Source organism: Actinomycetota bacterium, assembly GCA_035765775.1.
Taxonomy (GTDB): Bacteria; Actinomycetota; CADDZG01; order JAHWKV01; family JAOPZY01; genus DASTWV01.
The window spans coordinates 15,663-42,393 of record DASTWV010000025.1 but is presented as its reverse complement, the minus strand read 5'-3'; the positions used below and the strand labels follow the sequence as shown (position 1 = coordinate 42,393).

At 72.4% G+C, this 26,731-nt stretch carries 23 protein-coding genes; 9 read left to right on the top strand and 14 right to left on the bottom strand.

Annotated features, from left to right (window positions below):
* Positions 1-186: 186 nt before the first annotated feature.
* From VFW71_05155 to VFW71_05125, 7 genes are read right to left on the bottom strand one after another with little or no spacing between them, the layout of a single operon-like run.
* Positions 187-2,601, bottom strand: a complete 2,415-nt coding sequence (locus VFW71_05155) for an FtsX-like permease family protein (GenBank protein HEU5002151.1) — start codon at positions 2,599-2,601, stop codon at positions 187-189.
* Positions 2,601-3,329: an ABC transporter ATP-binding protein gene (locus VFW71_05150; GenBank protein ID HEU5002150.1), complete on the bottom strand. Its 729-nt coding sequence runs from the start codon at positions 3,327-3,329 to the stop codon at positions 2,601-2,603. Before VFW71_05150 ends, VFW71_05155 begins: the two co-directional genes overlap by 1 nt.
* Entirely contained in the window at positions 3,326-3,928 is a 603-nt protein-coding gene (locus VFW71_05145) for a PadR family transcriptional regulator (GenBank protein HEU5002149.1), read from the bottom strand. Before VFW71_05145 ends, VFW71_05150 begins: the two co-directional genes overlap by 4 nt.
* Before the next feature lie 54 nt (positions 3,929-3,982).
* Positions 3,983-6,568: an FtsX-like permease family protein gene (locus VFW71_05140; GenBank protein HEU5002148.1), complete on the bottom strand. Its 2,586-nt coding sequence runs from the start codon at positions 6,566-6,568 to the stop codon at positions 3,983-3,985.
* A 25-nt stretch (positions 6,569-6,593) separates the two neighbouring features.
* On the bottom strand, positions 6,594-7,331 hold the full coding sequence (locus tag VFW71_05135) for an ABC transporter ATP-binding protein (GenBank protein HEU5002147.1): 738 nt from the start codon (positions 7,329-7,331) through the stop codon (positions 6,594-6,596).
* Entirely contained in the window at positions 7,328-8,260 is a 933-nt protein-coding gene (locus VFW71_05130; GenBank protein HEU5002146.1) for a hypothetical protein, read from the bottom strand. The genes VFW71_05135 and VFW71_05130 overlap by 4 nt, the downstream gene beginning before the upstream one ends.
* Positions 8,261-8,274: 14 nt before the next feature.
* The gene (locus tag VFW71_05125) at positions 8,275-9,087 is read right to left on the bottom strand and encodes a hypothetical protein (protein ID HEU5002145.1); all 813 of its coding nucleotides are present in this window, start codon (positions 9,085-9,087) and stop codon (positions 8,275-8,277) included.
* Between the two features lie 52 nt (positions 9,088-9,139).
* Between VFW71_05125 and VFW71_05120 the strand changes: the two genes are divergently transcribed.
* The 4 genes from VFW71_05120 (at position 9,140) to VFW71_05105 (ending at position 13,147) form a co-directional block, all read left to right on the top strand.
* Positions 9,140-10,297 carry an acyl-CoA dehydrogenase family protein gene (locus tag VFW71_05120; GenBank protein ID HEU5002144.1) on the top strand — a complete coding sequence of 386 codons (1,158 nt, stop codon included), beginning with the start codon at positions 9,140-9,142 and terminating at the stop codon, positions 10,295-10,297.
* Positions 10,298-10,473: 176 nt separating this feature from the next.
* A complete protein-coding gene (locus tag VFW71_05115; protein ID HEU5002143.1) occupies positions 10,474-10,803 on the top strand; it encodes a DUF4193 family protein in 330 nt (109 codons plus the stop codon).
* Complete coding sequence (lnt, locus tag VFW71_05110) at positions 10,725-12,380, top strand: apolipoprotein N-acyltransferase (GenBank protein HEU5002142.1); 1,656 nt, start codon at positions 10,725-10,727, stop codon at positions 12,378-12,380. The genes VFW71_05115 and lnt overlap by 79 nt, the downstream gene beginning before the upstream one ends.
* Entirely contained in the window at positions 12,377-13,147 is a 771-nt protein-coding gene (locus VFW71_05105; GenBank protein HEU5002141.1) for a polyprenol monophosphomannose synthase, read from the top strand. The genes lnt and VFW71_05105 overlap by 4 nt, the downstream gene beginning before the upstream one ends.
* Before the next feature lie 24 nt (positions 13,148-13,171).
* On the opposite strand, the gene VFW71_05100 is transcribed toward VFW71_05105, so the two are convergent.
* Positions 13,172-13,606 carry a plastocyanin/azurin family copper-binding protein gene (locus tag VFW71_05100; GenBank protein ID HEU5002140.1) on the bottom strand — a complete coding sequence of 145 codons (435 nt, stop codon included), beginning with the start codon at positions 13,604-13,606 and terminating at the stop codon, positions 13,172-13,174.
* A 64-nt stretch (positions 13,607-13,670) separates the two neighbouring features.
* Complete coding sequence (locus VFW71_05095; protein ID HEU5002139.1) at positions 13,671-14,936, bottom strand: hypothetical protein; 1,266 nt, start codon at positions 14,934-14,936, stop codon at positions 13,671-13,673.
* Between the two features lie 387 nt (positions 14,937-15,323).
* Between VFW71_05095 and VFW71_05090 the strand changes: the two genes are divergently transcribed.
* The 3 genes from VFW71_05090 to VFW71_05080 all read left to right on the top strand — a co-directional run bounded on the left by VFW71_05090 (position 15,324) and on the right by VFW71_05080 (position 17,322).
* Positions 15,324-15,824, top strand: coding sequence for a hypothetical protein (locus tag VFW71_05090; protein ID HEU5002138.1), 501 nt, complete (start codon positions 15,324-15,326; stop codon positions 15,822-15,824).
* 26 nt (positions 15,825-15,850) lie between these two features.
* On the top strand, positions 15,851-16,171 hold the full coding sequence (locus VFW71_05085) for a hypothetical protein (protein ID HEU5002137.1): 321 nt from the start codon (positions 15,851-15,853) through the stop codon (positions 16,169-16,171).
* Between the two features lie 116 nt (positions 16,172-16,287).
* Positions 16,288-17,322 carry an ATP-dependent 6-phosphofructokinase gene (locus VFW71_05080; GenBank protein ID HEU5002136.1) on the top strand — a complete coding sequence of 345 codons (1,035 nt, stop codon included), beginning with the start codon at positions 16,288-16,290 and terminating at the stop codon, positions 17,320-17,322.
* Between the two features lie 15 nt (positions 17,323-17,337).
* On the opposite strand, the gene VFW71_05075 is transcribed toward VFW71_05080, so the two are convergent.
* Positions 17,338-18,735: a VTT domain-containing protein gene (locus tag VFW71_05075; protein ID HEU5002135.1), complete on the bottom strand. Its 1,398-nt coding sequence runs from the start codon at positions 18,733-18,735 to the stop codon at positions 17,338-17,340.
* 73 nt (positions 18,736-18,808) lie between these two features.
* On the opposite strand from VFW71_05075, the gene VFW71_05070 reads away from it, so the two are divergent.
* On the top strand, positions 18,809-19,720 hold the full coding sequence (locus tag VFW71_05070) for a 5'-3' exonuclease (protein HEU5002134.1): 912 nt from the start codon (positions 18,809-18,811) through the stop codon (positions 19,718-19,720).
* 20 nt (positions 19,721-19,740) lie between these two features.
* Here the strand turns inward: VFW71_05070 and VFW71_05065 are convergent, their stop codons facing one another.
* From VFW71_05065 to tatC, 3 genes are all read right to left on the bottom strand, one after another.
* Entirely contained in the window at positions 19,741-22,290 is a 2,550-nt protein-coding gene (locus tag VFW71_05065; protein HEU5002133.1) for a transglycosylase domain-containing protein, read from the bottom strand.
* Positions 22,291-22,391: 101 nt separating this feature from the next.
* Positions 22,392-23,426 (bottom strand): DUF3048 domain-containing protein, encoded by a 1,035-nt coding sequence (locus tag VFW71_05060; GenBank protein HEU5002132.1) that lies wholly within the window; start codon positions 23,424-23,426, stop codon positions 22,392-22,394.
* 151 nt (positions 23,427-23,577) lie between these two features.
* A complete protein-coding gene (gene tatC / locus VFW71_05055; protein HEU5002131.1) occupies positions 23,578-24,402 on the bottom strand; it encodes a twin-arginine translocase subunit TatC in 825 nt (274 codons plus the stop codon).
* Positions 24,403-24,413: 11 nt separating this feature from the next.
* On the opposite strand from tatC, the gene VFW71_05050 reads away from it, so the two are divergent.
* Positions 24,414-25,340 (top strand): ribonuclease Z, encoded by a 927-nt coding sequence (locus VFW71_05050; GenBank protein HEU5002130.1) that lies wholly within the window; start codon positions 24,414-24,416, stop codon positions 25,338-25,340.
* A 91-nt stretch (positions 25,341-25,431) separates the two neighbouring features.
* Here the strand turns inward: VFW71_05050 and VFW71_05045 are convergent, their stop codons facing one another.
* Complete coding sequence (locus VFW71_05045; GenBank protein HEU5002129.1) at positions 25,432-26,691, bottom strand: serine/threonine-protein kinase; 1,260 nt, start codon at positions 26,689-26,691, stop codon at positions 25,432-25,434.
* Positions 26,692-26,731: the final 40 nt, after the last annotated feature.

The window sequence follows — 26,731 nt, the reverse complement described above, 5'->3', positions numbered from 1 at the left end:
GCCGTGGTCGCCCAGGTGCTGGCGGAGGGCATGCCGGTTGGGCTGCACGTGGAGGCGGGCAACCCGGCCCGAGCACTGTACGAGCGCCTCGGCTTCCAGGTAGTGGCAGAGGCCTACCCGTACGTAGAGATGGAGTGGCGCCCTCATGCTCATCCTGGGATTGAGGTTTAGTTCTCTAGCTGTGGCCTACTCGAAGCGGGCGTTCTGGGGCAGGGTCATCCGGCCGAGCAGCGGCAGGGTCAGCAGGATGATGCCCATCGAGGCCCCGAGCCCCGAGCCGAGCAACAGGTAGTAGATGCCGCCCGGATGTGCCCCGTGGACCAGCGCGGCCGCGGGGCCGAGCTGGTGGACCAGGGCGTCCACCAGCGCGGTGACCACCCCCAGCCCGACCAGGGCGGATACGACCGCGGCGATCACCAGCGGGACCCCGGACTCCAGGAACACCGCCCGGTAGAGGGTGCCGGTCGACGTGCCCGCCACCCGCATGAGCGAGAAGGGCCGCTTGCGGTCCACCAGGCTCCCGCCGATGGCCACCGCCAGGCTGCAGCCCGCCACCAGGATGGTCAGGGCCGTGCCGAGCAGCACCACCTTGTTGATGTTGTTGTCATCGTCGTTGCGCACGGCGGCGACCTCAGCGAAGGTCTGCGGCTCCAGTTCGCCCATCTGCCAGGCGGTGAGGGAGTCGCCGGCTTTCGGGCCGAAGCTCTGGCCCCCGGTGGCGTTGAACACCGTGAGCACGGTCCGCGCCCGCTCCAGGCCCGCGGCCGAGGTGGCCTTCACCAGCAGGGCCGTGACCTCGAGGGTCGAGACGTCGCCCGCCGCCACCGGGCTCTGGGCGGTGACCAGGGGGAGGGCCTTGTTGATCTCGAGGGGATTGTCGGTGAACAGCTCCTGGGTCTCCAGCTGCACCGCCGTGGCCCCGGCCGGGCAGGCGCCCAGGGCGGTCAGGCCCGCCAGGCTGGCGCAGGTGACGATGTTGCTGGGCGGAGGCGGGTTCTGGTCCGGGTTCTGCGCGGGGTCCACCCGGCTGCCGCCGCTCGGGCCCGTACCCGGTCCGGGAGGCGGGTTCGCCGCCAGGAAGGCGGCCAGCGCCGGGTTCACGTAGACCGGGATCACGCTCACGCCGCCGATGGACTGCAGCTGGGCGATCAGCCCCGCCTCCTCCTGGGGGGAAAGACCGTCACCCGGCCCCCGGACAAACTGCATACGCAGGACCTGGTTGAGGGCGGCATAGTTGCCGGTGCTCTGGGCGGCGATGTCCGCCGGGGCCAGGCCGGCGATCGCCGTGCCGACGAACACCGCCAGCACCAGCCCGCTGACCGCCCGGAAGGCGCCCTTCGGGTTGTCGGCCAGGCGGCGGGCGGCGAGCAGCGTCGACCCCCCCTTGGCGACCCTGGCCATGGCCTTGGCGGCCCACATGGTGAGCCAGGAGCCGCCGAGGACCAGCCCGCTCATGACGAGGATGAGGCCGAGGAAGACCGCCGGGGTGGGCGGCTTCGAGTCCGTGCGTCCCGCCGCCTTGGCGATCGAGTAGACGATGAGGGGCACGCCGACGGCCAGCGGGATGAGGCGCCACGCCCGGGGGGGCGGCGGGGTCACCCGGCGGGCCACGCCGAGCGGGGTGATGCGGACCCGGCGCAACGACCAGAGCGACGCCGCGGCCGAGGCGAGCGGGACCCCGACGATCATCCCGGCGTAGCCCGCCGCGGTGGGCGTCACCGTGTCGGTGAAGAAGCGGGCGCCGGACAGCGAGACGTTCGCCAGGGCGGGCCGGATCAGCAGGAAGATGCCGCACCCGACCACCGCCCCCAGGAGTGCCGAGACCACGGCGTCCACCGAGGCGATCACATTGATCTGGTGCGGGGTCGCCCCCACCAAGCGCATGGCGGCGTAGCGCTCCTCCCGGCGGGCGGTCGCCAGGCGGGTGGCGGTGCCCACCAGGATCAGCAGCGGGAAGAGGAGCAGCACGGCCCCGATGGCGAACGCGAACCGGTAGATCTGGGTGGTCCCCTGCAGGTGGGGCGCGTTGACGATGTGGGTGACGACAACAGTATCGGGCAGCGCCTGGAGCTGGGCGGGCGTATAGCCGACCACGATGGCGAGGGCCGTCGGCCCGGGCAGGGCCGCCTCCCCCAGGGTGCCTGCCTGCCGGGCGCCCCCCGGGAAGGCGGCGAAGAACCGGTCGCCCAACTGGTTCGCGGGCACGGTCCTCAGCAGGGAAGCGAGCGCCGGCGAGGGGACGTACTCACCCGGGCCGGGCAGGGTCGCCAGGCCGGGGATCGTGGGCGCATCGGGTCCGAGGGCAGCGACGTCGAGGGTCTCGATGAAGCGGCCCTGGTAGATGCTCTCGCTGAAATTCCACAGCTCGGCGCGCGAGGTTGCGGCGGGCAGGGGCCCGGTCCCTGTGGTCCCCGTGGTCCCCGTGGTCCCTGTGGTCGACTCCCACGAGGGCCGCCGGCTGGTGGCCTGGTAGGCGTGGTAGTCGGCCAGCACCGAGAGGAGCACGGCGACGCCGATGGCCACCGCGGCCATGGTAATCAGCAGCCGGACGGCGGCCTCCCGGCCGCTGCGCAGCGTGAGGCGGAGCCCGAGGCGGGACATCAGTTCCCCACCTCGACCTGAGCCAGGTGGACCGGGTTGCCCAGAGTCACGCGGCCGTCCCGGACCAGCACCTCACGGTCGGCGTAGGCGGCCACCCGGGCATCGTGGGTGACGAGCACCACCGTGCTGCCCTCGGCCCGGGCGGTGTCCACCAGCAGGTTCATGACCTGCTCGCTGGTGAGCGAGTCGAGCGAGCCGGTGGGTTCATCGGCGAACACCAGCTGGGGCCGGGTCACCAGGGCCCGGGCCAGTGCCACCCGCTGCGCCTGGCCCCCGGACAGCTCGCCGGTGCGCCGGCCGCCGAGGCCCTCCAGGCCGAGGCGCTCCAGCCAGGACTCCGCCTTCCGGTAGGCCTCCTTGCGCTTGACCTTGCCGAGCAGCAGCGGCAGGGCGACGTTGTCGGCGGTGGTGAGCTCGGGCACCAGCTGGCCGAACTGGAACACGAAGCCGAACGCGGTGCGCCGCAGCGTGCTGCGCGCCCGCTCGTCGAGGCGGTCGAGGTGCCGGCCATTGAAGATGATCTCGCCCTTGTCCGGGAGGAAGATCCCCGCCAGGCAGTGCAGCAGCGTGGACTTGCCCGACCCGCTCGGGCCCATGATCGCCACGATCTCGCCCTGGCCCACCGAGAAGTCCGCCCCCTGGAGTGCGGGCGTGGGGCCGAACGATTTGTAGACGTCCACGGCCTGCAGCAGGATCGGGGAGGGACCCTGGGAGGGGGTGACGCTCATGACCGAGCTCCTTTTCTCGGGGGGCTGCCCTGGGTACTGGGGGTGCCGGGTGCTTGCAGTGCCGCGGTGCGCTCCACCGGGTCCATCGCCTTCAGCAGGGCGGAGAGGCGGGCGGAGGTGGTCTCGATCCAGCGGAGGTCGGCCTCGAGGTGGAACAGGCCGTGGTCGGCCAGCAGGCCCTCCACGACGTCGCCGGTGCGCTTGAGTTCGGTCAGCTCCCGCATCCGGTGCAGGTGGGCGGCCCGCTGGGCGTCCAGGTACCCCTCGGCGTCCCGGCCCAGCATCAAGGAGAGGGCGACCTTGACGAACAGCACGGTCTGCAGGTGGGGCTCGGGCTCGACCGGCTCGGCCAGCCACTCCTCGACCTCCTGGCGGCCCGCCTCGGTGATGGCGTAGCGCTTGCGGTCGGGGCCGGCGCCGGGCTCGGCGTCACCCGCCACCACCTTGCCGTCCCGCAGCAGCCGGGCGAGGGTGGCGTAGACCTGGCCGTAGGGGAGCGGCTTGCCCCGCCCGAAGTAGGTGTCGTAGTCCCGCTTCAGGTCGTAGCCGTGGCTCGGTTCCCGGTCGAGGAGGCCCAGGAGGGCGAAGGGGACGCTCATGGGACGAGAATACACTCGGTGTATACACCTCGTCAATAGGCGCTGCGGGCGGCGCTACTCGTACTGCAGGGCGTCGGTGACGTCGAGGCTCGCCGCCCGCTGAGCGGGGTAGATCGCCGCCCCCACGGCCGCCCCGAGGCCGAGCGCGAGGACCGCCAGGTAGGCCAGCGGCTGGATGACCGTGGCGATGCGCAGGCCGGTCTGGATCTCGGTGATCTTGTGGGCGAACAGGCCCACGCCGGTGCCGACCGCCCAGGCGAGCACCACCCCGAGGCCGCCGAGCAGCACGGACTCCATCACCACCATGCGCCGCAGCTGCCGGCGGTTCATCCCCACCGCCCGGAGGATCCCGAGGTCCCGGCGGCGCTCGAACGTGGAGATGAGCAGCGTGTTGGCCACCCCGAGGGCGGCGACCAGCACCGCCACCACCTGCACGCTGCCGATGAGGCGCTGCAGGCTGGAGACGATGGCGGCGAGGCGCGAGATGAACTGCTCCCGGGTGTCGGGCTCCAGGCCGTAGCGGGCGCCGAGGGCCCGGGAGATCTCCGACGCCACCCCGGGCGAGGTGGCCCCGGGTTTCAGGAAGACGTCGATGACGTCGGCCACGTCGAGCCCCCAGCCGGCGGCGGCGTCCTCGTAGGTGACATAGAAGGTGGGGAGCACGGCCGAGGGGTCGTCGTACACGCCCACGACCCGGAAGCGCTCCGGGCCGCCCGGAGGGTGCAGGGTCACGGTGTCGCCCGCGTGCAGGCCGAACCGGTCCCGGGCCGACGCCGAGATCAGCATGGAGCCCGGCACCACCGCGGCGTTGATCGCCCGGTCGTACGCCGACACCTTGGGGTCGGTGCCGTAGCGCTGGTAGCCCTGCTCCGAGATGGCCAGCAGCGGGGTGATGTGGCCCTGGTAGGTGGTCAGCATCGTCTTGGACGGGTAGGCGGCCGCCACGCCGGGCAGGGCGGCGATCTGGGTGGCGACCCCGGCGTCCAGGCCCACCCCGGCGCCATAGGGCGCCCAGTCCCGGGAGCGGACGATGAGGTCCGCCTGGATCAGCCGGCCGAGGCCCTCCTGGAAGGCGGCCTGGAACGAGGCGATGTCCACCTGCACCCCGACGACGAGCGCGAGGGCGAGCACGACCGCGCCCACCGTGTAGGCGGTGCGGGCGGGGGAGCGCTGCAGCTCGCCCGCCGCCAGGCGCAGGGTGGCCCGGGCCCTCCGGGCGGGGCGGAGCACCCGGTCGGCGAGCGCGGGGACCAACGGCCGGACGAGGACGGCGACCCCGGCCACGAACAGGAACATCGCCCCGGTGGGCAGGGTCAGGCTGGCGGTGGGGGCGTGGACCCAGTAGCCGGCCACCACCGCGCCGACCGCGGTGATGGCCAGGCCCACCGGGACCGGGCGCCAACCACCCACCCCGGCGGGCTCCTCGAAGGCGGCCCGGGGGCCGAGGTTGGCGGCGGCGTCGGCCCGGGCGACCCGGCGGGCGGGGCCGGCGGCAGCCAGCATGGAGGCCACCACCCCGCCCACCCCGGCCAGGACCAGGTTGGGCCAGGAGAGCACCAGGCGGTCGACGCTGATCGGCAGGAGAGTCTCCAGCCCGGCCCCCCGGATGGCGAGCAGCAGGCGGGCCAGCCCCAGCCCCCCGGCCAGCCCGACCACCGAGCCGGCGGCGCCGAGCAGGGCGCCCTCGCTCACCAGCAGCCAGAACGTCTGGCGGCGCCTGGCGCCCACCGCCCGCAGGATGGCGGCCTCGCCCGCCCGCTCAACCGAGGCCATGGACATGGTGTTGTAGACCAGGAACGCCCCCACGAACAGGGCCACGATGGCGGCGACGTTGAGCACGACACTCACGGTGGCGGTGATCTGGCGCACGTCGTCGGCTCGCAGGGCCAGCGGCCCGATGCGCACGGAGGGGCCGAGGCGGCGGGTGAGCCCGGGCAGGGCGGAGGGCGGGGCGTTGACGTACAGGGCGTCGATGCGCCCGGCCCGCCCCAGGAGCGTCTGGGCGGTGAGGAGCCCGGTGGCCACCGCCTGGGCGGAGCCGGGGTTGGGCGGCAGCGTGCCCCCGAGATGGGTGGTCTGCCACCCGGTGGGCGTGTACACCTGCAGGGGCGCCCGCCCGCTGATCCCCAGCTCCCGCTGGATGGCGCCCGGGACGAGGAGCCCCGTGGGGTCGGCAGCCCCGAGATCGGCCCCCTGCAAGCTGCGGGGCGAGAGGGCGAAGATGCCCGGTTCGAAGCCGATGAGCGCGACGCTGTACTCGCTGGTCCCCGGCCCGCGCCGGAGGTAGGTCGTCGCCTCGATCGTGCCGGCGGCGGAGCGGACGCCGGGGGTCCCACGGGCGGCATCGAGCAGCGAGGCCGGCATCGGGACCTGGGTGACCGGCCGGATCTCGTAGGTCGCACCGGCGGCCACCGCCTGCGAGGCGTCCTTCAGGGCGGCGTTGATCGAGCTGGTCAGGCCCCCGACCGCGACCGCGAGCGCCACCCCGGAGGCGATCCCCATGATCGACAGGCCCAGGCGCAGGCGGTGGGCGACCAGGTGGCGGCCGTTGAGTGCCCAGTTCAGCCGCAGGGCCGCCCGCAGCCGGGAGCGCCCGCCCCGGCGGGGGGCGGGCCGTGGGGGCCGGACCGCGGTGCTCACTGGTGGGAGGTCATGCGGCGGGCAGTCAACGGGCGATCGAAGCGGTCTCGATCACGCCGTCGCGCATGAAGACGGTGCGTTCGCCGGGGAGGGCGGCGTCCGGCTGGTGGGTCACCAGCACCACCGCGGCACCATAGGAGGCCGGTGCCTCCCGGAGGATGCGCAGGATGTCGGCGCCTGAGGCCGAGTCGAGGTTGCCGGTGGGCTCGTCGGCCAGGATGAGGGTGGGGCGGATGACGAGCGCCCGGGCGATGGCGACGCGCTGCTGCTCGCCGCCTGACATCTCCCGGGGCCGGTGCGCCGCCCGGTGGGCCAGGCCCACCTCGGCCAGGGCACGGGCGGCCGCATCGTGGACCATGCCGGTCGGCTGGCCGTCGAGGAGCAAGGGGAGCCCGATGTTGTCCAGGGCGGACAGGGTCGGGAGCAGGTGGAAGAACTGGAAGATGAAGCCGATCGACCGCCGGCGGCGCTCGGTGAGATCGTCGTCCGACATTCCCGACAAGGCGATGCCGTCGAGGAGCACCTCGCCCGAGGAGGGCCGGTCCAGGCCCGCCATGATGTGCAGCAGGGTGGACTTGCCCGACCCGGAAGGCCCGGTGACGACCAGGAAATCGCCCGCCTCGACACTCAGCGAGACGCCCCGCAGGGCCTGGACCGCCTCGTCGCCGCGCCAGTAGGTGCGGGCGACGTCACGGAGCTCGACGAGCGGCCGGGCCCCCTCCTGCCCGGGGAGGGTCCCGGACGGGGTCCCGGCGGGGGTCACGGAGCGCTGAGCAGGGTGGTCACCTGGTGGTTCTGGAAGGGGCTCCCGGCGACCGTGCCGGTGGTGGTGGCATCGCTGGTGATCACGGTTCCGAGGCTGGGGGCGAAGGTGGTGGTGCTGGTGACGGTGACGTTGACGCTGGACTGGGCCTGGTAGTGCAGGACGGTGTGCACCGTCCAAACGTCCCACGTCTTCCCGGCGGCGGCGATGGTGCTGGCGCCCTGGACCGTGACCGCGACATCGCCCGAGCACTGCGCCGTGGACCACGACGAGCCGGGCAGGGCGCCGGCAACGATCGGGTTGGGCAGGATCTCGGGCGGCGGCGAGAAGGTGCAGTCGTAGTTCGCCAAACCGGCCAGCGTCAGGGTGGAATCGGTCACCACCACCCGCGTGGGCTGGAAGATCCACGTGGTGGTGGTGGTGGCGTTGTCCGTGCTGGACGAGGCGGAGGCCTGGATCTCGGTACCGCCGCCCTGCGGTCCCTTGTTCGAGAACGTGATGGGGAGCTGGGCACCGGCGGGGTAGTTCTGGGTGGAGCCGAGCAGCGGGGTCTGGTAGGTGCCCGAGAGACCGTAGGTATACGTCCCCGCCACCGGCAGGCTGATCGCCGACGAGACCGCCGTCGGGCTGGGGGGGACCACGGCGTGGGTGGGGCTGGGCGGCGGGACCACGGCGTGGGTCGGACTGGGGCTTGGCCGCCGGGCGACCGGGGAGGGCGACGGCGAGGGGCTGGGCGGGGGGGAGGCCACAACGGTGGCGGTCAGCGCCGGGACCTGGCTCTCCGACCCGGTGGGCGAGGGCGTGGCCGACGTCTTGGCCGCCGTCTTGGCCTTTGACGAACAGGCGGCAGCCATCATGCACAGGAGCAGGATCAGGATCCCGAGCCCACGGCTCCTCGTCTGCGCGCGGGCGGTCCGGGGCTGGTTCATAGGACGTCCCCAGCTTACCCGGCCCTCTGCGGTAGCCGGATCACGCCGGGGTGGCGCCCGACGCAGCACCGGTCGAGGCGGAAGGCCTGGCTGCGGGCCAGCGCCCACAGCGCAGCCTCGCCCGGGTGGGCCGCCGGGTTGAGCACCCGGCCGATCACCACCACGCCGACCACGTGGGCCCCGGCCCCCTGGAGCGCGGAGGCCGCGCTCTGGACGCTGGCCCCCGTGGTCCAGGTGTCGTCCAGAACCACGAGCGACCGCCCCGCCACGTCCCGGGTGACGGTGAAGGCGTCCTCCCGGGCCCGGTTGTGCTCCGCCGGGTGGGCCGTGCGCAGGCCGCGGATGAGGCGCCGGCCCAGGCCGGGGCAGCGGCGGACCACCCGCTCCAGCGGGTAGCGCGTGGCCCGCGGGCGGGTGGAAGGCACCACCACCAGGCCCCAGTCGGGGGGCACGCCCGGCGCCACGCACGCCAGGTGGGAGCGGAAGAAGGGCCCCAGCAGGCGGGCGAGATCGCCCTGGGATGCCGCCCGGACCGCGGCATCGGGACCATCCTTGTAGCTGCGCAGCCGGCGCCAGAGCTGGTCGCCGGTGCGGAACAGGGAAATGGGCACGGCGCCCGGCGCCGGGCGGGACACCTGTCCGGCCGTGTGCAGGCAGGCCCGGCAGCGGAGGCAGCCGGGCGGGCACCAGGCGTGGCACCCGGCGCACACCCCGTCGCCGGCGGGCGGCACCCAGGTGCCGAATGGCGGCGCGGCGTCCAGCGGGGACAGGAGGCCCCTGACCACTTCCAACCCCCGGGTCACCGCCGGACCGGTCCACGCCCGCATGGCGCAAACGCTAGCGGCGGGGTACGACATTCCTGCCCGTACACTGGCGCGCGTGACCGAACTGCGACCCGACAATGTGGGCCTGGACGAGGATGACCGGGCGCTGCGGGATCTTGTGCGCACCTTCGCCGAGCGGGAGGTCCGGCCGGTGGTCGAGGCCCACGAGGCCGCCGCGAAGGACCCGGCTGCGGTCTACGCCGGGCTGGCCGCCCTCGGGGTCGCCGGCATCCCCTTCCCGGAGGAGTTCGGCGGGGCCGGGCGCCCCTACCGCAGTTACCTCCTGGTGATCGAGGAGCTCGCCCACGTCTGGGTCGCAGCCGCCGTCGGCCTGGGCGTGCACACGCTGGTGTGCGATGCGGTCCAGCGCTTCGCCGGCCCGGAGCTCAAAGAGGAACTGCTGCCCGCCCTGCTCGCCGGCGAGCGGCTGGGGGCCTACGCGCTCACCGAGTCGTCCTCGGGGTCGGACGCCGCCAGCCTGCAGACCCGGGCGGTGCCCGACGGGGGAGGCTACCGGCTCACCGGGCGCAAGCAGTTCTGTACGCGCGGTGCCGAGGCCGACGTCCTCCTGGTGATGGCGCGCACCGGCGCCGAAGGGGCCAAAGGCATCAGCGCGTTCCTGGTGGACCAGGGGGCGCCCGGGTTCCGCCCGGCCAAGGTCGAACAGAAGATGGGGTTGCGGGCATCGCCCACCTGGGAGCTCCTCTTCGAGGACTGCCCGGTCCCGGCCGGCCGCCGCCTGGGGGCCGAAGGCACCGGGTTCAGCGTCGCCCTGACCGCCCTGGACTCCGGGCGCCTGGGCATCGCCGCGGTTGCCATCGGCCTGGCGCAGGCGGCCCTGGACGCCGCGGTCGCCTACGCCCAGGGCCGGGAGCAGTTCGGGGGGCCGATCGCCGGCCTGCAGGGCATCGAGTTCCTCCTCGCCGACATGGCCACCGGCATCGCCGCCGGGCGGGCGCTGTACCGCCGCGCCGCCGACCTGAAGGACGCCGGTGCCCCGTTCAGCACCGAGGCGTCGATGGCCAAGCTGTTCTGCAGCGACGTCGCCATGCGGGTGACCATCGACGCCGTCCAGGTCCACGGTGGGTACGGCTACATCGAGGACTACCCGGTGGAGCGCTACCTCCGGGAGGCCAAGGCCCTGCAGATCGTCGAGGGGACGAACCAGATCCAACGCCTGGTGATCGGCCGGCGGCTGGTGGCCCGTCCCTGAGCCGGCAGACTCCCAGGAAACGCCCAGCGGAGCCTCAGGGGAGGAACCGATTGCATCGCTACGCTGGAGGTGCATAATCACGCATCCACGCGTGGCCGGCACGGCTACCGGGTGGACGGGGAGGGCGAACGGAGCCACCAGTCGGGACCAGGCTGGGGCGCAGCGGGAAGGACGTCATGAGCGAGATTTTTGAAGAGCCAGAATCAGACGAAGAAGACGAGGAAGAGGACCTCGAGGGCGACGAGGAGGAAGAGGACCTCGCCGAGCCGGGTTCGTTGGGCGAGGCCAGCCTCGAGGAGATCCTCTCCAAGCGCGGGGATATCGCCGAGGTCGAGGAGGAGGAGGACTCGCTGCTCGACCTGACGCCCGACGAGCGGATGGAGACGCTGTCGATCCGCCCGGTTCCCCGCCAGGCCAACGAGTTCGTGTGCGCCAGCTGCCACCTGGTGAAGTACCAGAGCCAGCTCGCCGACCCCGCGCGCCAGCTCTGCCGGGACTGCGTCTGAGCCACCGGTTCGGCAGTTCCGCGGCCGGCGCCCCGCCCTCGCCTCCCTCGCCGCCCTCGCCTCCGTGGCCTGCGCTGGCTGCGGGGGCGGCCGGCGCCGCCAGCGGTATCGCCACCGCCCTGGCCTTCCCGCCCACCGACTGGGGCCCCCTCGCGTTCGTATCCCTGGTCCCGCTCGCCCTGGTGTTCGGCCGCGCCCGGCGGGGCGGCGTGGCGGCCGCCGGGGCCGGGTTCGGGCTGGCGTTCTTCGGGTTGCTGTTCCCCTGGATCCACCTGTTCGGCCTGGCCGCCTACCTGCTGCTGGTGGGCCTGGAGAGCGCCTTCGTCGCTGCCTTCCTCACGCTCGGGACGGTGCTGCGTGATGCCCTGCCCCGCCGGGGCCGGCTGCTGGCCTTCCCCGTGGCGATGCTGGCAGGGGAGTACGTGCGCTCCCGGTTCCCCCTGGGCGGGTTCCCCTGGGGCGGCCTGGGCTACAGCCAGCACAACGACCGGCTGGTGCTCCACCTGGCCGCCTACGGCGGCGTCTGGGCGGTCAGCCTCCTGGTGGCCCTGGTGAACGCCGTGCTGGCCGCGGCGGCCGCTGCCCTCCGGGAGAGCCCGGCCTACGCCGGGGCGGCGGTGCTGGCGGCGGCCGTGCTGGTGGTCGCCCCGGCGGCGCTGCCCGTGCCGACGCCCGCCGGCCCGCAGGCGACGATCGCCCTGGTGCAGGGCAACGCCCCGCAGCAGGACCCCGCCCACCCGCACGCCCTCGACCAGGAGGCCCTCGACAGCCAGGTGCGCGAGACCGGCGCCCTGCTGGGCCGCCACGTCGACCTGGTGGTGTGGCCGGAGAGCTCGGTCGGGCACGACCCGTTCTCCGATGCCAACCTGCTCGGGCCGCTGCAGGCCACGATCCGCCAGGTGGGCGCCCCCTTCCTGGTAGGTGCCACCATCGGGGTGCCGGGCACGCCCGGGGCGGACGGCGGCGCGGCGCGCTTTCGCAACGAGAGCCTCTACTTCAGCGCCGCGGGGACCCTGGTCGCTCGGTACGTCAAGATGCACCTGGTGCCCTTCGGCGAGTACGTCCCCGCCCGCCGGCAGCTGGCGGGCTGGATCAAGGAGCTGAACCGGGTGCCCGCCGACGGCATCCCGGGCCACGTCCCGACCGTCTTCGCCCTGCCGCACGGTAAGTTTGCCTCCGTGATCTGCTACGAGACCGCGTACGCCGAGTCGGTCCGGTCCTTCGTGGCCCGGGGGGCGCGCATGATCGTGGTCTCGACCGACAACTCGTCGTACCGGCGGACCGCCGCCAGCGCGCAGATGGTGGCGATGAGCCAGCTCCGGGCGGCCGAGGAGCGGGTGTGGGTGGCCCAGGCCGCCATCACCGGGATTTCGGCGGTCATCGCCCCGGACGGCCACGTCGAGCAGCGCACGGGCCTCTTCGAGCCCGCGCTTCTCACCCCGACGGTGCGCTTCGCCACCACCACGACGCTGTATGCCCGCTTCGGCGACTGGCTGCCCTTCACCGTGCTGGCGCTGGGGGTCCTGGGAACCGTCGGGGCAGTGGCGCCCCGGGTGCGCCGGGCGGTGGCGGCATGAGCACCGGCAAGGGTGCCCTGGTGGTGGTGCCCACCTACAACGAGGCCCAGAACATCGAGGCGATCCTGAAGGCGGTGGCCGCCTCCGTCCCGGACGCCGGGATCCTCGTGGTGGACGATGGGTCGCCGGATGGCACCGGGGACCTCGTCGAGGCCGCCGGGCACGACAACCCCCAGATCCACCTGCTCCGCCGGGAAGCCAAGCAGGGCCTGGGCCGGGCCTACGTCGCCGGGTTCGGGTGGGGACTCGAGCGGGGCTACCGCTACTTCGTGGAGATGGACGCCGACTTCTCGCACGACCCGGGGGCCATCCCCGGCCTCCTGGACGCCGCCGCTCTGGGCGACGTGGGCGTCGGGTCCCGCTACATGCCGGGCGGCGGGGTCGAGGGATGGTCGCAGGCCCGCCACCTGCTGTCGCTCGGGGGCAACCTGTACGCCCGCATCATCCTGGGCTTCGGCGTGAAGGATGCCACCAGCGGCTTCCGGTGCTACCGCGCCCGGGTGCTCCGGGCGATCGAGCTGGGCGAGGTGCGCTCCAACGGGTACGCCTTCCAGATCGACATGACCTACCGGGCCTGGAAGCTGGGCTACACCATCACCGAGGTGCCGATCACCTTCCGGGAGCGGTCCCTGGGCGCCTCGAAGATGTCCCGCTCGATCGTGAGCGAGGCCCTGGTGGCGGTGGCCAAGTGGGGTCTGCGCGACCTCCCCCGGCGCCGCCGGGTGCGCGCCCCCCGGCCCGAGCTCCCCCCGGACGAGGAGCTGTAGGGCCGGGCGGCGCGGCCTGGCGCGCTACTGGACGACCACCGTCCCGTGCATCTGCGGGTGGATCGCGCAGTGGTAGGGGTAGCTCCCGGCGGTCGCGAAGGTGTGGGTGTAGGTCTGCCCATTGGCGAAGCCGTCTGCGACGCCGCCCGAGCTGAAGCTGTTGTCATCGGCGGTCACGGTGTGGGGGATCGGGCCCTCGAAGACCCACTTCACGGTCTGGCCGGCGGAGACGGTCACCGTCGGCGGGCTGTAGGCCCCGATGGTGTTGGGGTCCGCCACGATCTGGACGGTGGTGGCGGCCGCCTGCTGCGAGGCAGCGGGGGTGCTGGGCGCCGTGCCGGCGGTGGTCTTGCCCGAGCACGCGCCCAGCACGCCCAACACCAGCACCGCGAGCGCCGGCGTGACGAACAGGCGGGCGAACGACCGGCTCTGGTGTGGGCAGGCTGGGTGCTCTTTCATGGCTTTCTCCTCGAGTTTCCGTCAGCGGTTCGGTAGCGGTCCGGTCAGCGGTTCCTGGGTGGCTTTAGCCCTGGAACTTCGCCGGCTGGCTGTTGACGATGGCCTTGGCGAGCGGGTCGCCGATCATCTCCATGTGCTTGCCGGCCATACGGTCGGCGGTGGCGATGGCCGAGGCGGTGGCGGCGGTGGAGGTCTTGGCGTCAGCACCCTGGGCGTCGACGACGGCCTTGGTAGTCGTGATGTGGTCGCTGATCAGCGAGGTCAGCGTGGCGGTCGGGACTCCGGTGGGCGTCGCCAGGAAGCTGGCGAACTGCGGGAGATACTGCGTGGTCAGCAGGTTGACGGCGTCGGCCTGCTTGGCGCTGTCGCCGGCCGCCAGGCCCTGGGTGTACTCGACGAAGTCGGCGTTGTGGGCGCTCCAGATGCCATTGAAGGCGGTCTGCGCCGAGGCGCCGTAGATCTGGCCGATGGCGGAACCCAGGTCGGTGCCGTTGGTGTTGAGGGCGTTGCCGAGCGCCATGAACTCGGCGCTGTTGCCGATCAGGGCGTCCTGGGTGGCCGAGGTCGCCAGGTAGACGTGCTCCTGCAGCAGGTTGTTCAGGGCCACCCGGAAGCTGACGCCGGCGTTCTTGGGATCACCGGGGAAGGTGCCGGCGTGCTGGGCGGCGATCGCCTCGGCGAGCGGGTCGGCGATCATCTCCATGTGGGCGTAGGCCTTGCGCAGGTCGGTGGCGGCCTGGGTGTAGTTCTTGGCGCCGAGATCGTCGACGACCGCCTTGGTGGTCATGATGTGGTCGGTGATCAGGCTGGTCACCGTGGCCGTCGGCAGTCCGGTGGCGCCCGCGACCAGGTTGGAGAACTGCGGGATGTACTGGGTGGTCAGCAGGTTGACCGCGTCGGCCTTCTTGGCGCTGTCGTTGGCGGCCAGACCCTGGGTGTACTCGACGAAGTCGCCGTCGTGGGCGCTCCAGATGCCGTTGCACGACGTGCCGGCATCGGCGCCGTAGACCTGGCCGATCAGGCCGCAGATGTCGGTGCCGTTGGTGTTCAGCTGCGTGCCATAGGCCATGAAGTCCTGGGTGCGGCCGTTGAGGGCGGCATCCACCGCCTTGACGGCGAGGCTGATGTGCTCACCGAGGAGGAGGTTGACCGTCACCCGGAGGTTGGCGGCCGCGCTGTCGACCACCGGGGCGGTGCCCGACCCCGGCGCCGACGCCGAGGCGGCGGGCGTGGGGGTGGTGCTGGAGCCCGACGAGGTGTTGGTGCTCGTGGAACAGGCGGCGAGGACCAGCGTCCCGGCGGCCAGTGTGGCGATGAACGGTCTGACCATGCGATGGCCTGCGAGGGGACGTGCGAGGGGAGACAAGGGCGCGCTCCTTTTCTATGCGTGAGCGCGAGGGCGCTCGCTTCGTGAGTGGGTAGCCGGCTGCCGAGCCAGTGGCCGTCCCCGGGGTTGCCGGCCACTGCCTTCCCGACCGCTAGCCATTCGTCGCGCCCCGCCCCGCCGTATTGGCCGGGAAGGATCTTCCGCCCTTGACACGACCAGCTACGCCCATATGATTCATCATCGAAGGTAGGGAAGGAATCTATCGGATCGTCAGAAACCGACGGGGTCTTCTCCTCTCAGCAGATGCGGGTTCGCCACTACCAATCGGGAGGCGTGATGGGAACTTCACAGATTACCGAGATTTATAACAACTCCAATGACACATACTTCATGTACGTCTGGGATGAGATGCACGAAGGCCGGTACGCGGTCTACCCCAAGGTCACGGAGTGGACCTATCCCGACGAGGGGAAGTGGTTCCGGATCCCCCCGAAGTCACGGGTGGTGGCCCAGGACTGCGGCATCCCCGACGGCGGCAAGAGCGCCGGCATCGACCGGAGCCGGGTCATCTTCAAAGCGGAGCGGCCGGACGAGCCGACCGGCCAGGGCGAGCCCCGCCGGGGCCTGCGGATAAACCGGGTGGGCGAGGGGGACAATGACGCCCTCCAGTTCCGGGACAACGAGAACGGGATGGAGCTGAAAACCCCAGGAGGGAACCGGGTCAAGCTGCCCAGCAACATCGACCAGCGGTTGTCGCTGCACATCGACGAAACGGGTGCCCAGTTCCAGGAGAACGACGTCACGCAGGCCCCCGATGTCCTGGCGATCCTTGAGGCCGTCGGCAAGGTGATGCTCGAGCTCGCCCCGCTCCTGCTGCAGGCGATGGCCTAACGCGTCTGTCTAGTAGCCTCCTGAGGGTGCAGGCCCTCCTCGTGGTGAACGATCTTCTCGCCCGGTCCCGGATCGCGGCGGCTGCGGAGGCGGCGGGCTACGAGGTGGTGGCCCGCCGCCAGATGCCGCCTCCGGGCGCTGACGAACATCCGGCCGTCATTGTCGTGGATCTCGACCTGCCCGGCGCCCTGGACGGTGCCGCCGCCTGGCGGGAGCAGCGCCCGGAGGTGAAGGTGGTGGGCTTTGCCTTCCACACCGAGACCGACCTCATCGCCGGAGCCCGGGCGGCGGGCATCGATGTCCGGCCCCACGGCGCGACCGCCCGCCCGGCGACGCTGTTCACGTAGGGACCGCCCTGCCTGAGCCCCCCGCTTCCCGGTAATCTTGCGCCCGGACTCTTGAGCCCGAGCGCGAGCAGCAGCGCGTTCCCCGGTTGGTTCGATCTCACACGGAGGTGGAGGCAATGGCGATGAAGGTCGGCGTGCTCACAGGCGGGGGCGACTGCCCGGGCCTCAACCCGGCGATCCGGGGCCTGGTGTACCGGGGGATCGACCACGGCTTTGAGTTCGTCGGCCTGCAGGACGGCTGGCGGGGCCTGGTCGAGGGCATCACGACACCCCTGGGGCTTCCCGAGGTCAAGGAGATCATCAACAAGGGCGGCACGATCCTGGGCACCTCCCGGACGAATCCCTTCAAGAAGGAGGGATTTGTCGACAAGTGCCTGGCCACCTGGGAGCGCCTCGGCCTCGACGCCCTGGTGGCGATGGGCGGCGAGGACACCCTGGGGGTGGCCACGAAGTTCTACACCCAGCACCAGCTGCACGTGGTGGGCGTGCCCAAGACGATGGACAACGACCTGTCCGCCACCGACTTCACCTTCGGCTTCGACACCTCGGTGACCCTGGCGATGGAGGCCGCCGAGCGCCTGGTGGACACCGGGCGCAGCCACCGGCGGATCATGATCCTGGAGGTCATGGGCCGCCACGCCGGCTGGGTGGCGCTCTACACCGGCCTCGGGGCGGGAGCGGACTGGACCCTGCTGCCCGAGACCCCGGACATCGATGTGCGGGCGATGTGCGACCACCTGAAGGCGGTCCACGCCCGCAACAAGGTGGCCCTGGTGATCGCCTCGGAGGGCATCAAGGTGCCGGGCACCGAGGACGCCGCCGAGGAGCTGGACGACTTCGGCCACATGATCCTGCGCAACCGGGGGGTGGGCGAGCAGCTCACCGCCCTCATCGAGAAGGAGACCGGCATCGAGACCCGCTTCGCCGTCATCGGCCACATGCAGCGGGGTGGGGCGCCGACCCTCTTCGACCGCATCCTGGGCCTGCGGGTGGGCGTCAAGGCCGCCGACCTGGTGGCCGAGGGCAAGTTCGGCCAGATGTCGGCGCTGCGGGGCAACGACGTGGTGGGGGTGCCGCTCGAGGAGGCGACCGCCCAGCTCAAGATCGTGCCGCCCGAGTGGGAAGACTTCATGAACGTCTTCTTCAAGTAGGCGCTGCAGAGCCCGTCACAACCCCTGCTCCACCGACACCGCCGTAGCCCGGGGCTGGCTGCGCACCCGCTCCCACGTGCGCCAGCCGGTGGCGCACACGGCCAGCCAGGCGGCGCCCAGCGCCGCACCGCCGGCGACGTCGGAGGGGTGGGCCACCGCCAGGTAGACGGCGCACAGGCCCACCAGGAGGACGCCGAACGCGGCGGCGGCCCACAGCCAGACCCGCAGGCTCCAGCGCGCCGGGGGGAGGGAGAGCGCGAAGGCGACCGCGCCCAGCAGGGTCGCCGCCACCACTGTGTGGCCGGAGGGGAATGCGGTCCCGGGCGGCGCGATGAGCCAGCCGGTGGGAGCCGGGCGCCCCACGAGCGCGCCCACCGCCAGCCGGAGGACCTCGCCCCCGGCCACCGACACGACGACGAAGCCTGCCGGGCGCACCGAGCGGGCGAGGCGCCCGGTCACCGCCGCCGCCGCCGCGACCAGGCCCACGACCACTGGTGCCCTCCCCAGGAACGCCAGGGCCTTCATCACCCCGGTCAGGTCCTCGCTGCGGTGGGACAGGACGAAGCGGTGCAGCGGGAGGTCGACCACAACGAGACGTTGGTTGCTCAGGATGTCGTACATCGCGGACCCGAAGGCCCAGCCGGCCGCCACGCTCAGCACCAGGCCGATGGTCAGGTACAGGCCCAAGGCCTCCTTGGGGTCCAGCCGGCGGTACAGGAAGCGGATCTGCCCGGCATAGCGCTCCCGGAGGGCGGCGACGCGGGGACGCTCGGCCAATGCCTGGAGCCATTCCCGGATCCGCTCCTCGTTGGCGCTGATCCGCCGCGTGGCAATGACCGCGCCCACCACCAGGACCGCCAGGATGCCCACCAGCAGGCTGGCACGCGCGGCGAGGTGCTCGACCCGGCGCCAGGCGTCGCCCGCCGCGTAGCCGAGCACCGTGAACGCCCCGGCCCAGAGCACACCGCCCACCACGCTGGCGGCCAGGAAGCGCCGGTAGGGCACCCGGGCCATGCCGGCGAGCCCGGGGACCATCACCCGGAGGACGGCGGTGAACCGGCCCAGGATCACCGCCGACATCCCCCGCCGCCGGAGGGCGTCCTCGGCCTTCTGCCGGCGCTCCGGGCGCACCAGGCGCCGCAGCAGGCGGGTACGGAACAGCGCATGGCCCCAGCGGGCCCCCACCAGGTACCCGATGCTGTCGCCCACGATCGCCCCGGCGATGGCCACGGCGCCGATCCCGACCAGCGACACCCGGCCCTGGAACGCCAGGACGCCACCGAGCACGACCGCGAGCTCGCCCGGGACGAGGAAGCCCAGGAAGGCGCTGGCCTCGAGGCCGGGCAGGGCGAAGATCAGGGCATAGGCGGCGGCACCGTGGAGCCGGAGGATGACCTCGACCAGGCGGGACATGGCTTCATTGTGGCGCCCGCGGCACGGGACCCGGTGGCCCCGGCCCCCGGCGGGCGCGGCTAGCATCCCGGCCATGGCCGCCGAGCCCCTGACCCTGCTGGTCGATGCCCCGAGCCTGCTGTACCGGGCCCTCTTCTCCACGCCGGACACGGTGCGGTCGCCCTCCGGTACCCCGATCAACGCGGTCTACGGGTTCCTCAACATGCTGGCCGGGCTGGTGGCGGGCCAGCGGCCGGACTTCCTCGCCTGCGCCGACGACGCCGACTGGCGCCCCGCCTGGCGGGTGGCCCTCATCGAGTCCTACAAGTTCCACCGCACCGTCGCGGGAAGCCCGGCGGTGGAGGCGGAGCACAAGCTGGCCCCCCAGGTGCCGGTGCTCCAGGAGGTGATGGCGGCGTGCGGGGTGCCCCTCATCGGGTGCCCCGGCTTCGAGGCCGAGGACGTCATCGGGACACTGGCCGCCCGGACCACCGGGCGGGTGGGGATCTTCTCCGGCGACCGGGACCTGTTCCAGCTGGTCGAGGACCCCAACGTCCGGGTCCTGTACCCCCGGCGGGGCACCAGTGACCTGATCTTCGTCGACGAGGCCTACCTCGCCCAGACCTACGGCATCCCGCCCCGGGCCTACGGCGACTTCGCCATCCTGCGGGGCGACGCCTCGGACGGCCTGCCCGGGGTCAGGGGCATCGGGGAGAAGTCGGCTGCCGCCCTGGTGTCCCGCTACGGGAGCCTGGCGGCCATCCTCGAGGCGGTGGAGGCGGCCGGCGAGCGGGCGGCGGGGCCGCTGGGGCGGGTGCGGATGGACCGGGACTATGTGGGCCGGGCCGACCGGGTGGTGCGCATCCGGACCGACGCCCCGCTGGGCGACGTCACCGCCCGGCGGGTGGGCGGCGGGGCCGAGCCCATCGGCCCGGCGGTGTGGGGGATCGCCGAGCGCCACGGCCTGGGGGGCCCGGTCGGCCGGCTGATCGAAGCGCTGTCATAGAGGCTTCGCACGGCACGTCTTCAGCACAGCAGCGGGATCAGGCAGAGCCCTCCTGAGGGCGGGGTCGGCGAGGGCCCGAACCCCGAGCCCGGCTCGCCCGGGAACGGGCTGGGCTGGGTGGTGTCGGCCGGCGAGGGGGTCACGTCGGTCCCGGGCGTGGTGGTGGCGGTCGGGGCGACCGTCCCGCCGGGCGGCGGGGGCGGCGGCCCGGTGCCGCACACCAGGTACGGGTAGGCGTTGTAGACCGTCCCGGTGGTGGGGCTGGGCGGAGCCGACACCGCGGTGGTGGAGGGCAGCAGCGCGCAGCTCCCGGCGACCAGGTTGGTGGTGACCGACGAGGTCACGGTCTCGGTGCCCACCACCGTGGAGGTCACCGCCGCGGTGGGCGCGTTGACCAGCCCCAGGTCCTGGGCGTCGGCGGTCAGCTGGGCCGGCGTCGCGGGCGGGAGCGCGGCCTTCATGTAGCTGGCCCACAGCGAGGCGGGCAGCGTCCCGCCGGCCATCTGCGGGATGCCCTCGACGTTGAGCAGCGGCTTCTGGGCGTTGGGGTAGCCGACCCACACCGAGGTGGCCAGCTCGGGCGTGTAGCCGACGAACCAGGCGTTCAGGTAGTCCGAGGTGGTGCCGGTCTTGCCCGACTCCGGCCGGCCGATGTTGGCACCGGTGCCGGTCCCCATCGTCACGACCTCGTGGAGGATGCGGTCCACCGTGGTCACGATGTTGGGCTGGAGGGCCTGCACCGCCGGGGAGGGGCCGCTCTCCAGGACCTGGCCCTGGGCGTTGGTCACCTTGGTGACGAACTTCGGGGCGTGGTAGACGCCGTGGTCGGCCAGGGTGGCGTAGGCGCTGGCCATCTCGAGCGGGGAGACGTCGTTGCTGCCCAGGGCCAGCGACGGCTCGGCGATCAGGTGGACGGAGCAGTTCGGGCTGCCCACGGGCCGGCAGCCGGGCGTGGACGGCAGCAGCCAGCTGGGCCCCGGGATCCCCATGGCGTTCGCCACGTTGACGACGCTCTGCGGGCCGACCTGCATGATCAGCTGGGCGTAGACCGTGTTGACCGACTCGATGGTGGCGTATTCCAGGGTGATGGGGCCGAAGGATTCGTTGTTGTAGGTGCTGACCTCGCAGGTGGGCAGCCAGCCGGCCAGGCAGATCTGCGCCGGGCCGTTGTACACGGTCAGCGGCGAGATGCCCTTCTGCAGGGCGGCGATGAGCACGAAGGGCTTCATCGCCGAACCCGGTTGGCGCCGGCCCTGCGTGGCGAGGTTGAACTTGCTCGAGTTGAAGTCGGCTCCGCCGTACATGGCGGTGACGTAGCCGGTCTTGGGATCGACGGAAACAATGGCGGCGGAGGGGTCGCCGGCGTGGGGCAGCGCCTTGGGCACCGCCGCCTCGGCCGCCGCCTGCTGGGAGGGGACCAGGGTGGTCTGCACGGTGAGGCCGTCGCCCAGCACCGTCGCCTCGCCGTACTTCTGGAACAGGTACTGGCGGACGGTGTCCACGAAGTAGGGGTCGGCGTAGGCGATCGTGCTCGGCTCGGGCGGTGGGCTCAGCGTGGCGGCGTTCTGCTTGGCGCTGGTCTCCTGCTCGGAGGAGATGAACCCGGCGGCCGCCATCCGGGTCAGCACGTACTGGCGGCGGGACTCCGCCGCCTCCGGGTTGTTGTCCGGGTCGAAGGCGGTGGGGGACGCGATGACCCCGGCCAGCAGGCTGGCCTGGGAGACGGTGAGCTGGGACGCCGGCACGTTGTAGTACGTCAGGGCTGCCGCCTGCACGCCGTAGGCACCCCGGCCGAAGTAGACCGTGTTCAGGTAGCGCTCGAGGATCTGGTCCTTGGAGAGCCGGCGCTCGATCTGGTAGGCCAGCCGCGCCTCTTGGATCTTGCGCTTGAGCGTCCGGGCGGACCCGACGTAGACCAGCTTCACGTACTGCTGGGTGATGGTCGAGCCGCCCTCGACGTAGTGCCCGGCAAAGAAGTCCTTGACGCCCGCCCGGAGGATGGCCTTGAAGTCGAGCGCCTTCTCCTTGTAGAAGTTGGCGTCCTCGGCCGCCAGCACCGCGTTCTTTATGGCTGGGGACATCTGCTTCAGGGGCACCGACTGCCGGTTCACCGGCCCGTGGAGGTCGGCCAGCAGGGTGCCGTCGGCGGCGAGGATGTGCCCGGTCTCGGTGGCCGACCCGAGGATGGGGGTGGGGATGGGCACCGGCTTGGAGAGGTAGTCGTAGAGCTCGACCGCGGTGACGGTGACCGCCAGGGTCCCCACGACTAACACTGCGGCGACGGTGAAGTAGATCCACCGGGGCACGTCGAGCAGCCACAGCAGCGCTTCCTTCAGCCAGTCCGGCAGCGAGACCTCGCGGACCGCCTTCTTCCAGGAACGGGGCAGGGTCTTGTGCTTGGGCTCGGCGTCCTCATCTGTCGGGCGCCAGTCCCGCCAGCCGCCCGTGGAGGTGCCGCCCGTGGAGGTGCCGTTGGAGGACCGGATCGACGACCGGATCGAGAGCCGGGAGCGGGGCTTGGTGGCCGTCCCGGCCATCCGGTCCCGGTACGGGGGGACCTTCTCAGCCACGCTGGAATCCGTCAGCTGACTCCGCCCAGGCTCCGCTCTTTCCCCACGGCTCCGCCAAGGCTCCGCTCTTTCCCCACGGCTCCGCCCAGGCTCCGCCTGGTTTAGGTGACAAAGGCCGCCTCCGAGCTGGGCAGGATGTGGATCCAGGTGTTGCCGGGCAGCATCGGGATGGGGTTGTGGGACTTGTCCTGGAACTCGACGGGGGAGCCGGGATCGGCCCGGGACCACGTGCCGTCATGCTCCACCCCACCACTCAGCACCATGGCATTCCCCTGTCCGACAACGACCGGCTCCGGTGCCGCGTTCCCCGAAGCATCGGCCGCCTGGCTCTGGTTGATGGTGGTCCACAGGATGACGACATTGGTGACATGGAGTGCACCGCCTCCGTCGGTCAGCTGCGGGTGGCCATTCTCCAGGCGCTCGTACGACGTCGTCCCGGGATCGTATTCGTATCCCACGCGGGGGCCCAGGGTAAACGTCAGCGAGGCCGCCGTGGCGCTCACCCCGGTGTCGGACATCGCCGCCGTGGGGCTGACGAAGCTGAACTGCGGCTTCACGGCCGACAGCGGGGAGGCCACCTTGAGCCCCCAGATCGCCGAGGGGTCCACGAACAGGTTGTAGGGCGCCTGGCGGGTGTTGTCCCGGGAGTAGGCCGGCCCCTGGTGGTTGGCATCGACGTTGATGATGCCTGCGGTCGAGGTGATGCCCGCCGCGGTCGCCGCGCTGGTCCCGGCGTTGGCATAGAGGACCGGGGCGTACGGGAAGAGGATGCTCGGGTCCTCCACCTCGACCTCGCGGACCGGCCCGACCCGGGAGGGATTCCCGCACTGGAAGATGGCGAGGAACCAGTCCAGGCCCCCCTCGACCGGCTCGTCGAAGACGACGTCGGCGTCCTGGAGGCCCGACTGGGGGTCCGCCTGGGGGATGGAGTCGTCCACCTTGACCGCCAGCGGCGCCCGGGTGGCGGAGGCCCCCTGGGCGGGCGGGAGGTCGGTCAGCGGGCAGAGCCCGGGGCCGGGCGCGGTCGGTGAGGCGGCCGGGCTGGCTCGACCTTTGGGCTTGGCCGACGGGTGCGGGCCGGAGCAGGCGACCAGGGCGAGGACAGCCATGGCCGCGCCGAGGACCGCGTACCTCACCGATCGGCGCCGGACGGCCGCCGAGAACACCAACGCAGCTCACCCCCTTTCCCCGTGCAAGGGGCCCTGTGCAAGGGGTCGCCAAGTCTAGTGGCACTCCCGGGAACCGGTGCTGCGAGGGGCCTGTGGGCGGGCTCAGCGCTTCAGCGGCTCAGTGCTTCAGGAGCCGGGCGACGGCAATCGTGGCCTCGTAGAGGATCCCCAGCGGCACGGCCAGGGCGATGGGGGTGATGGGGTCGACGGTAGGCGTGACCACGACCGACACGACGAGCAGGACGAAGTAGGCCAGCCGCCGGCGGCGGCGCAGGCTCCGGGAGTCGATGACCCCGATGAAGATCAGGCCGAGCAGCACCATGGGGTACTCGAAGGTCAGCCCGAAGGCCACGATGAGCAGCAGCAGGAACGAGAGGTACGAGGAGGCCCGGGGCACCAGGACGATGTGGCTGCCGCCCAGGTACAGGAAGATCTTGAGCGCCGGGTAGACGAACAGGAAGGCGGCGAACCCGCCCGCGGCGAACAGCACCAGGGAGGACGCCACCAGGGCGAACGCCGCCCGGTTGGCCTTTTTCGCCTTGGCACCCGGTCCGGGCGGGCCGAGGAAGCGCCAGAGCTGCCACAGGACCACGGGCGAGGCGAGCAGGCCGCCCGAATAGGTCACGACCTTGACGCGGACGGCGAAGGCCTCGGTGGGCGAGGTGAACACCAGGTGGCCCCGGGCGACGATCTGGGTGGCCCCGGGCAGGTGCTGCAGCGGGATGACCAGCAGGTCCAGGATCGCCGGGTAGGCGATCCACGCCACGACCAGAGCGCCCAGGAAGGTCCCGGCGCAGGCGAAGAGGCGCCGGCGGAGCTCGCCCAGGCGCTCGAGCAGCGGCCGGTTGTGCAGGATGGCGGCGGCGAAGGAGGCGGCGATGCGGTCCGCCGGTGCCGGGTATTCCTGCTGGTCCGGGCTCTGGGTGGCCATGGGCGCCATCATGCACAGCAATCATGGCGGCGAGAGAGTTGGTGGTGCTGGGGACGGCGAGCCAGGCCCCCACGCGCGCCCGCAGCCACACCGCCTGCTTCCTGCGCTGGGACGCCGAGGGCATCCTGTTCGACCCGGGCGAGGGAACCCAGCGCCAGATGCTGCTGGCCGGCATCCCGGCGTCGGCGATCACCCGGGTCTGCCTCACCCACTTCCACGGGGACCACTGCCTGGGGCTGCCGGGCGTGATCCAGCGCCTGGCGCTGGACCGGGTGGCCCACCCGGTGCACCTCTACTACCCGGCGTCCGGGCAGGAGTTCCTCGACCGCCTGCGCACCGCCTCGATCTTCGACGACCACACCGACCTGCGCCTGCACCCCGTCGCCATGGACGCGGCGGGCGGCACGGTGGACGACTTCGGCGCGGTCCGGCTCGTCGCGGCGCCCTTGCGCCACCGGGTGGACGCCGTCGGGTGGCGCCTGGAGGAGCCGGAGGGCGTGCGGATGCTGCCGGCCCGCCTGGAGGCCCGGGGGATACGGGGGCCGGCGGTCGGCGAGCTCAGGGCGAGGGGCTCCCTGGCGGTGGGCGACCGGACCGTCGCCCTGGCGGAGGTGTCCGTGCGCCGGCCCGGGCAGGTGTTCGCCTTCGTGATGGACACCGCGGTGTGCGAGGGCGCCGACCGGCTGGCGGTGGGAGCCGACCTGCTGGTGGCCGAGTCCACCTTCTTGACCGCAGCCGGGGAGGATGCGCTGGCCGAGATCTCCGGTCACATGACCGCCCGGCAGGCGGCCGAACTCGCCGCCCGGGCGGGGGCCCGGCGCCTGGTGCTGACCCATTTCTCGCAGCGCCACCCCGACGAGGCGTCGTTCCGGGCAGAGGCGGAGCCGCGGTTTGCCGAGACTGTTGCCGCAACCGATCTGCTGCGGGTGCCGGTGCCGGCCCGGCGGTAGGCAAACTCCGGGACTTTTGTCCCGGAATCCGGGACGAAAGTCCTCCACCTCGGGCGGGCGGGTGGTCGAGGTCGCCGCCCGCAGCCGGGCGCTAGTGCCGGAGGACCACGCTGAGGAGGATGATCACGGCCACCAGGGCGATGAAACCCCCGGCGAGCAGGCCGACGAACCCCCAGAAGGCCCCCTTCGACTGGGGGGCGGGGAGCCGCCCGATGGGCTTTTCCGGGCCGAGGTCCCGGGCGGTGGCCCGGAGCGGGGCCGGAGGAGGCAGCGTGCGCCGCGTCGCTCCCGGCGGGCTCACCGGCGCCGGAGCGGCGTAGGTGGGCGCGGGGGCGCCCCCGCCGCTGGGCCGGAAGGACGTCGGGCCGGCCCCGGCGGATACCGGCGCCCCGCTCGAGCGCGCCGGGAGGCCGCCCAGCGGGCCGATCCCCGGGAAGGCGCTCGCCGGCGGCGCGGGCGGTGGCTCGGTACTTGCCGGGGCGACGGGGGACCGCGACGGCGCCGGGGGCGTGGCCCCAGCAGGCAGGCGGAGGGCGCGCAGGTCGCCCAGCAGCTCCCCGGCGGTCTGGTACCGGTTGTCCGCGTAGCGGCGCATAGCGGTGAGGACGACGGCCTCGAGGTCGGCGGGGACCTCGGGACGCACCTCCCGGATCGGCTGCGGGTGGCGCTGCAGATGCCCGGCCATGACCGCCAGGTAGTTGTCGCCCTGGAACGGGACGTGGCCGGTCAGGAACTCGTACATGAGGATGCCCCAGGCGTACAGGTCGCTACGCTGGTCGCCCCGCTCGCCCTGGATCTGCTCGGGGCTCATGTAGTCCGGCGTCCCGAGGGCTTCGGTCAGGTGGCGCCACGTGAGCCGGCGGGCGCCTTCCAACAGGGCGGTCCCGAAGTCGATGATCTTCAGGTGGCCGTCCCGGGTGACGATAAGGTTCTCCGGCTTCAGGTCGCGATGGACGATGTGGTGGCGGTGCAGGTAGTCGAGCGCCTCGGCCAGCTCCGTGCCCCAGCGCACCGCATCGGCGAGCGGCAACGGCGTCGGGTGGGCCCGCAGCCAGCGCCGGAGGTTTTCCCCCTCGATGTACTCCAGGGCCAGGTAGGGCTCGCTGCGGTGCTCGGCCAGGTCGATGCTGCGCTGCACACCGGGATGGTTGAGGCTCCGGGCGATCTCGGCCTCCCGGACGAAGCGCTGGTGGATCGCGGGGTCGGCGAAGAGCAGGGGGTTGGGGCTCTTGAGCAGGACGATCTGGCCGCTGGCGGTGTCCCGTGCCTTGTAGGTCTCGGCGTAGGCTCCTTCGCCGAGAGGCTCGATGATCTCGAAGCGATCAACATGATCGCCGGCCTTCAGCCGCATGGTTGCAGGGATGTTACCAGCGCATCGGCCGCTCCCAGCG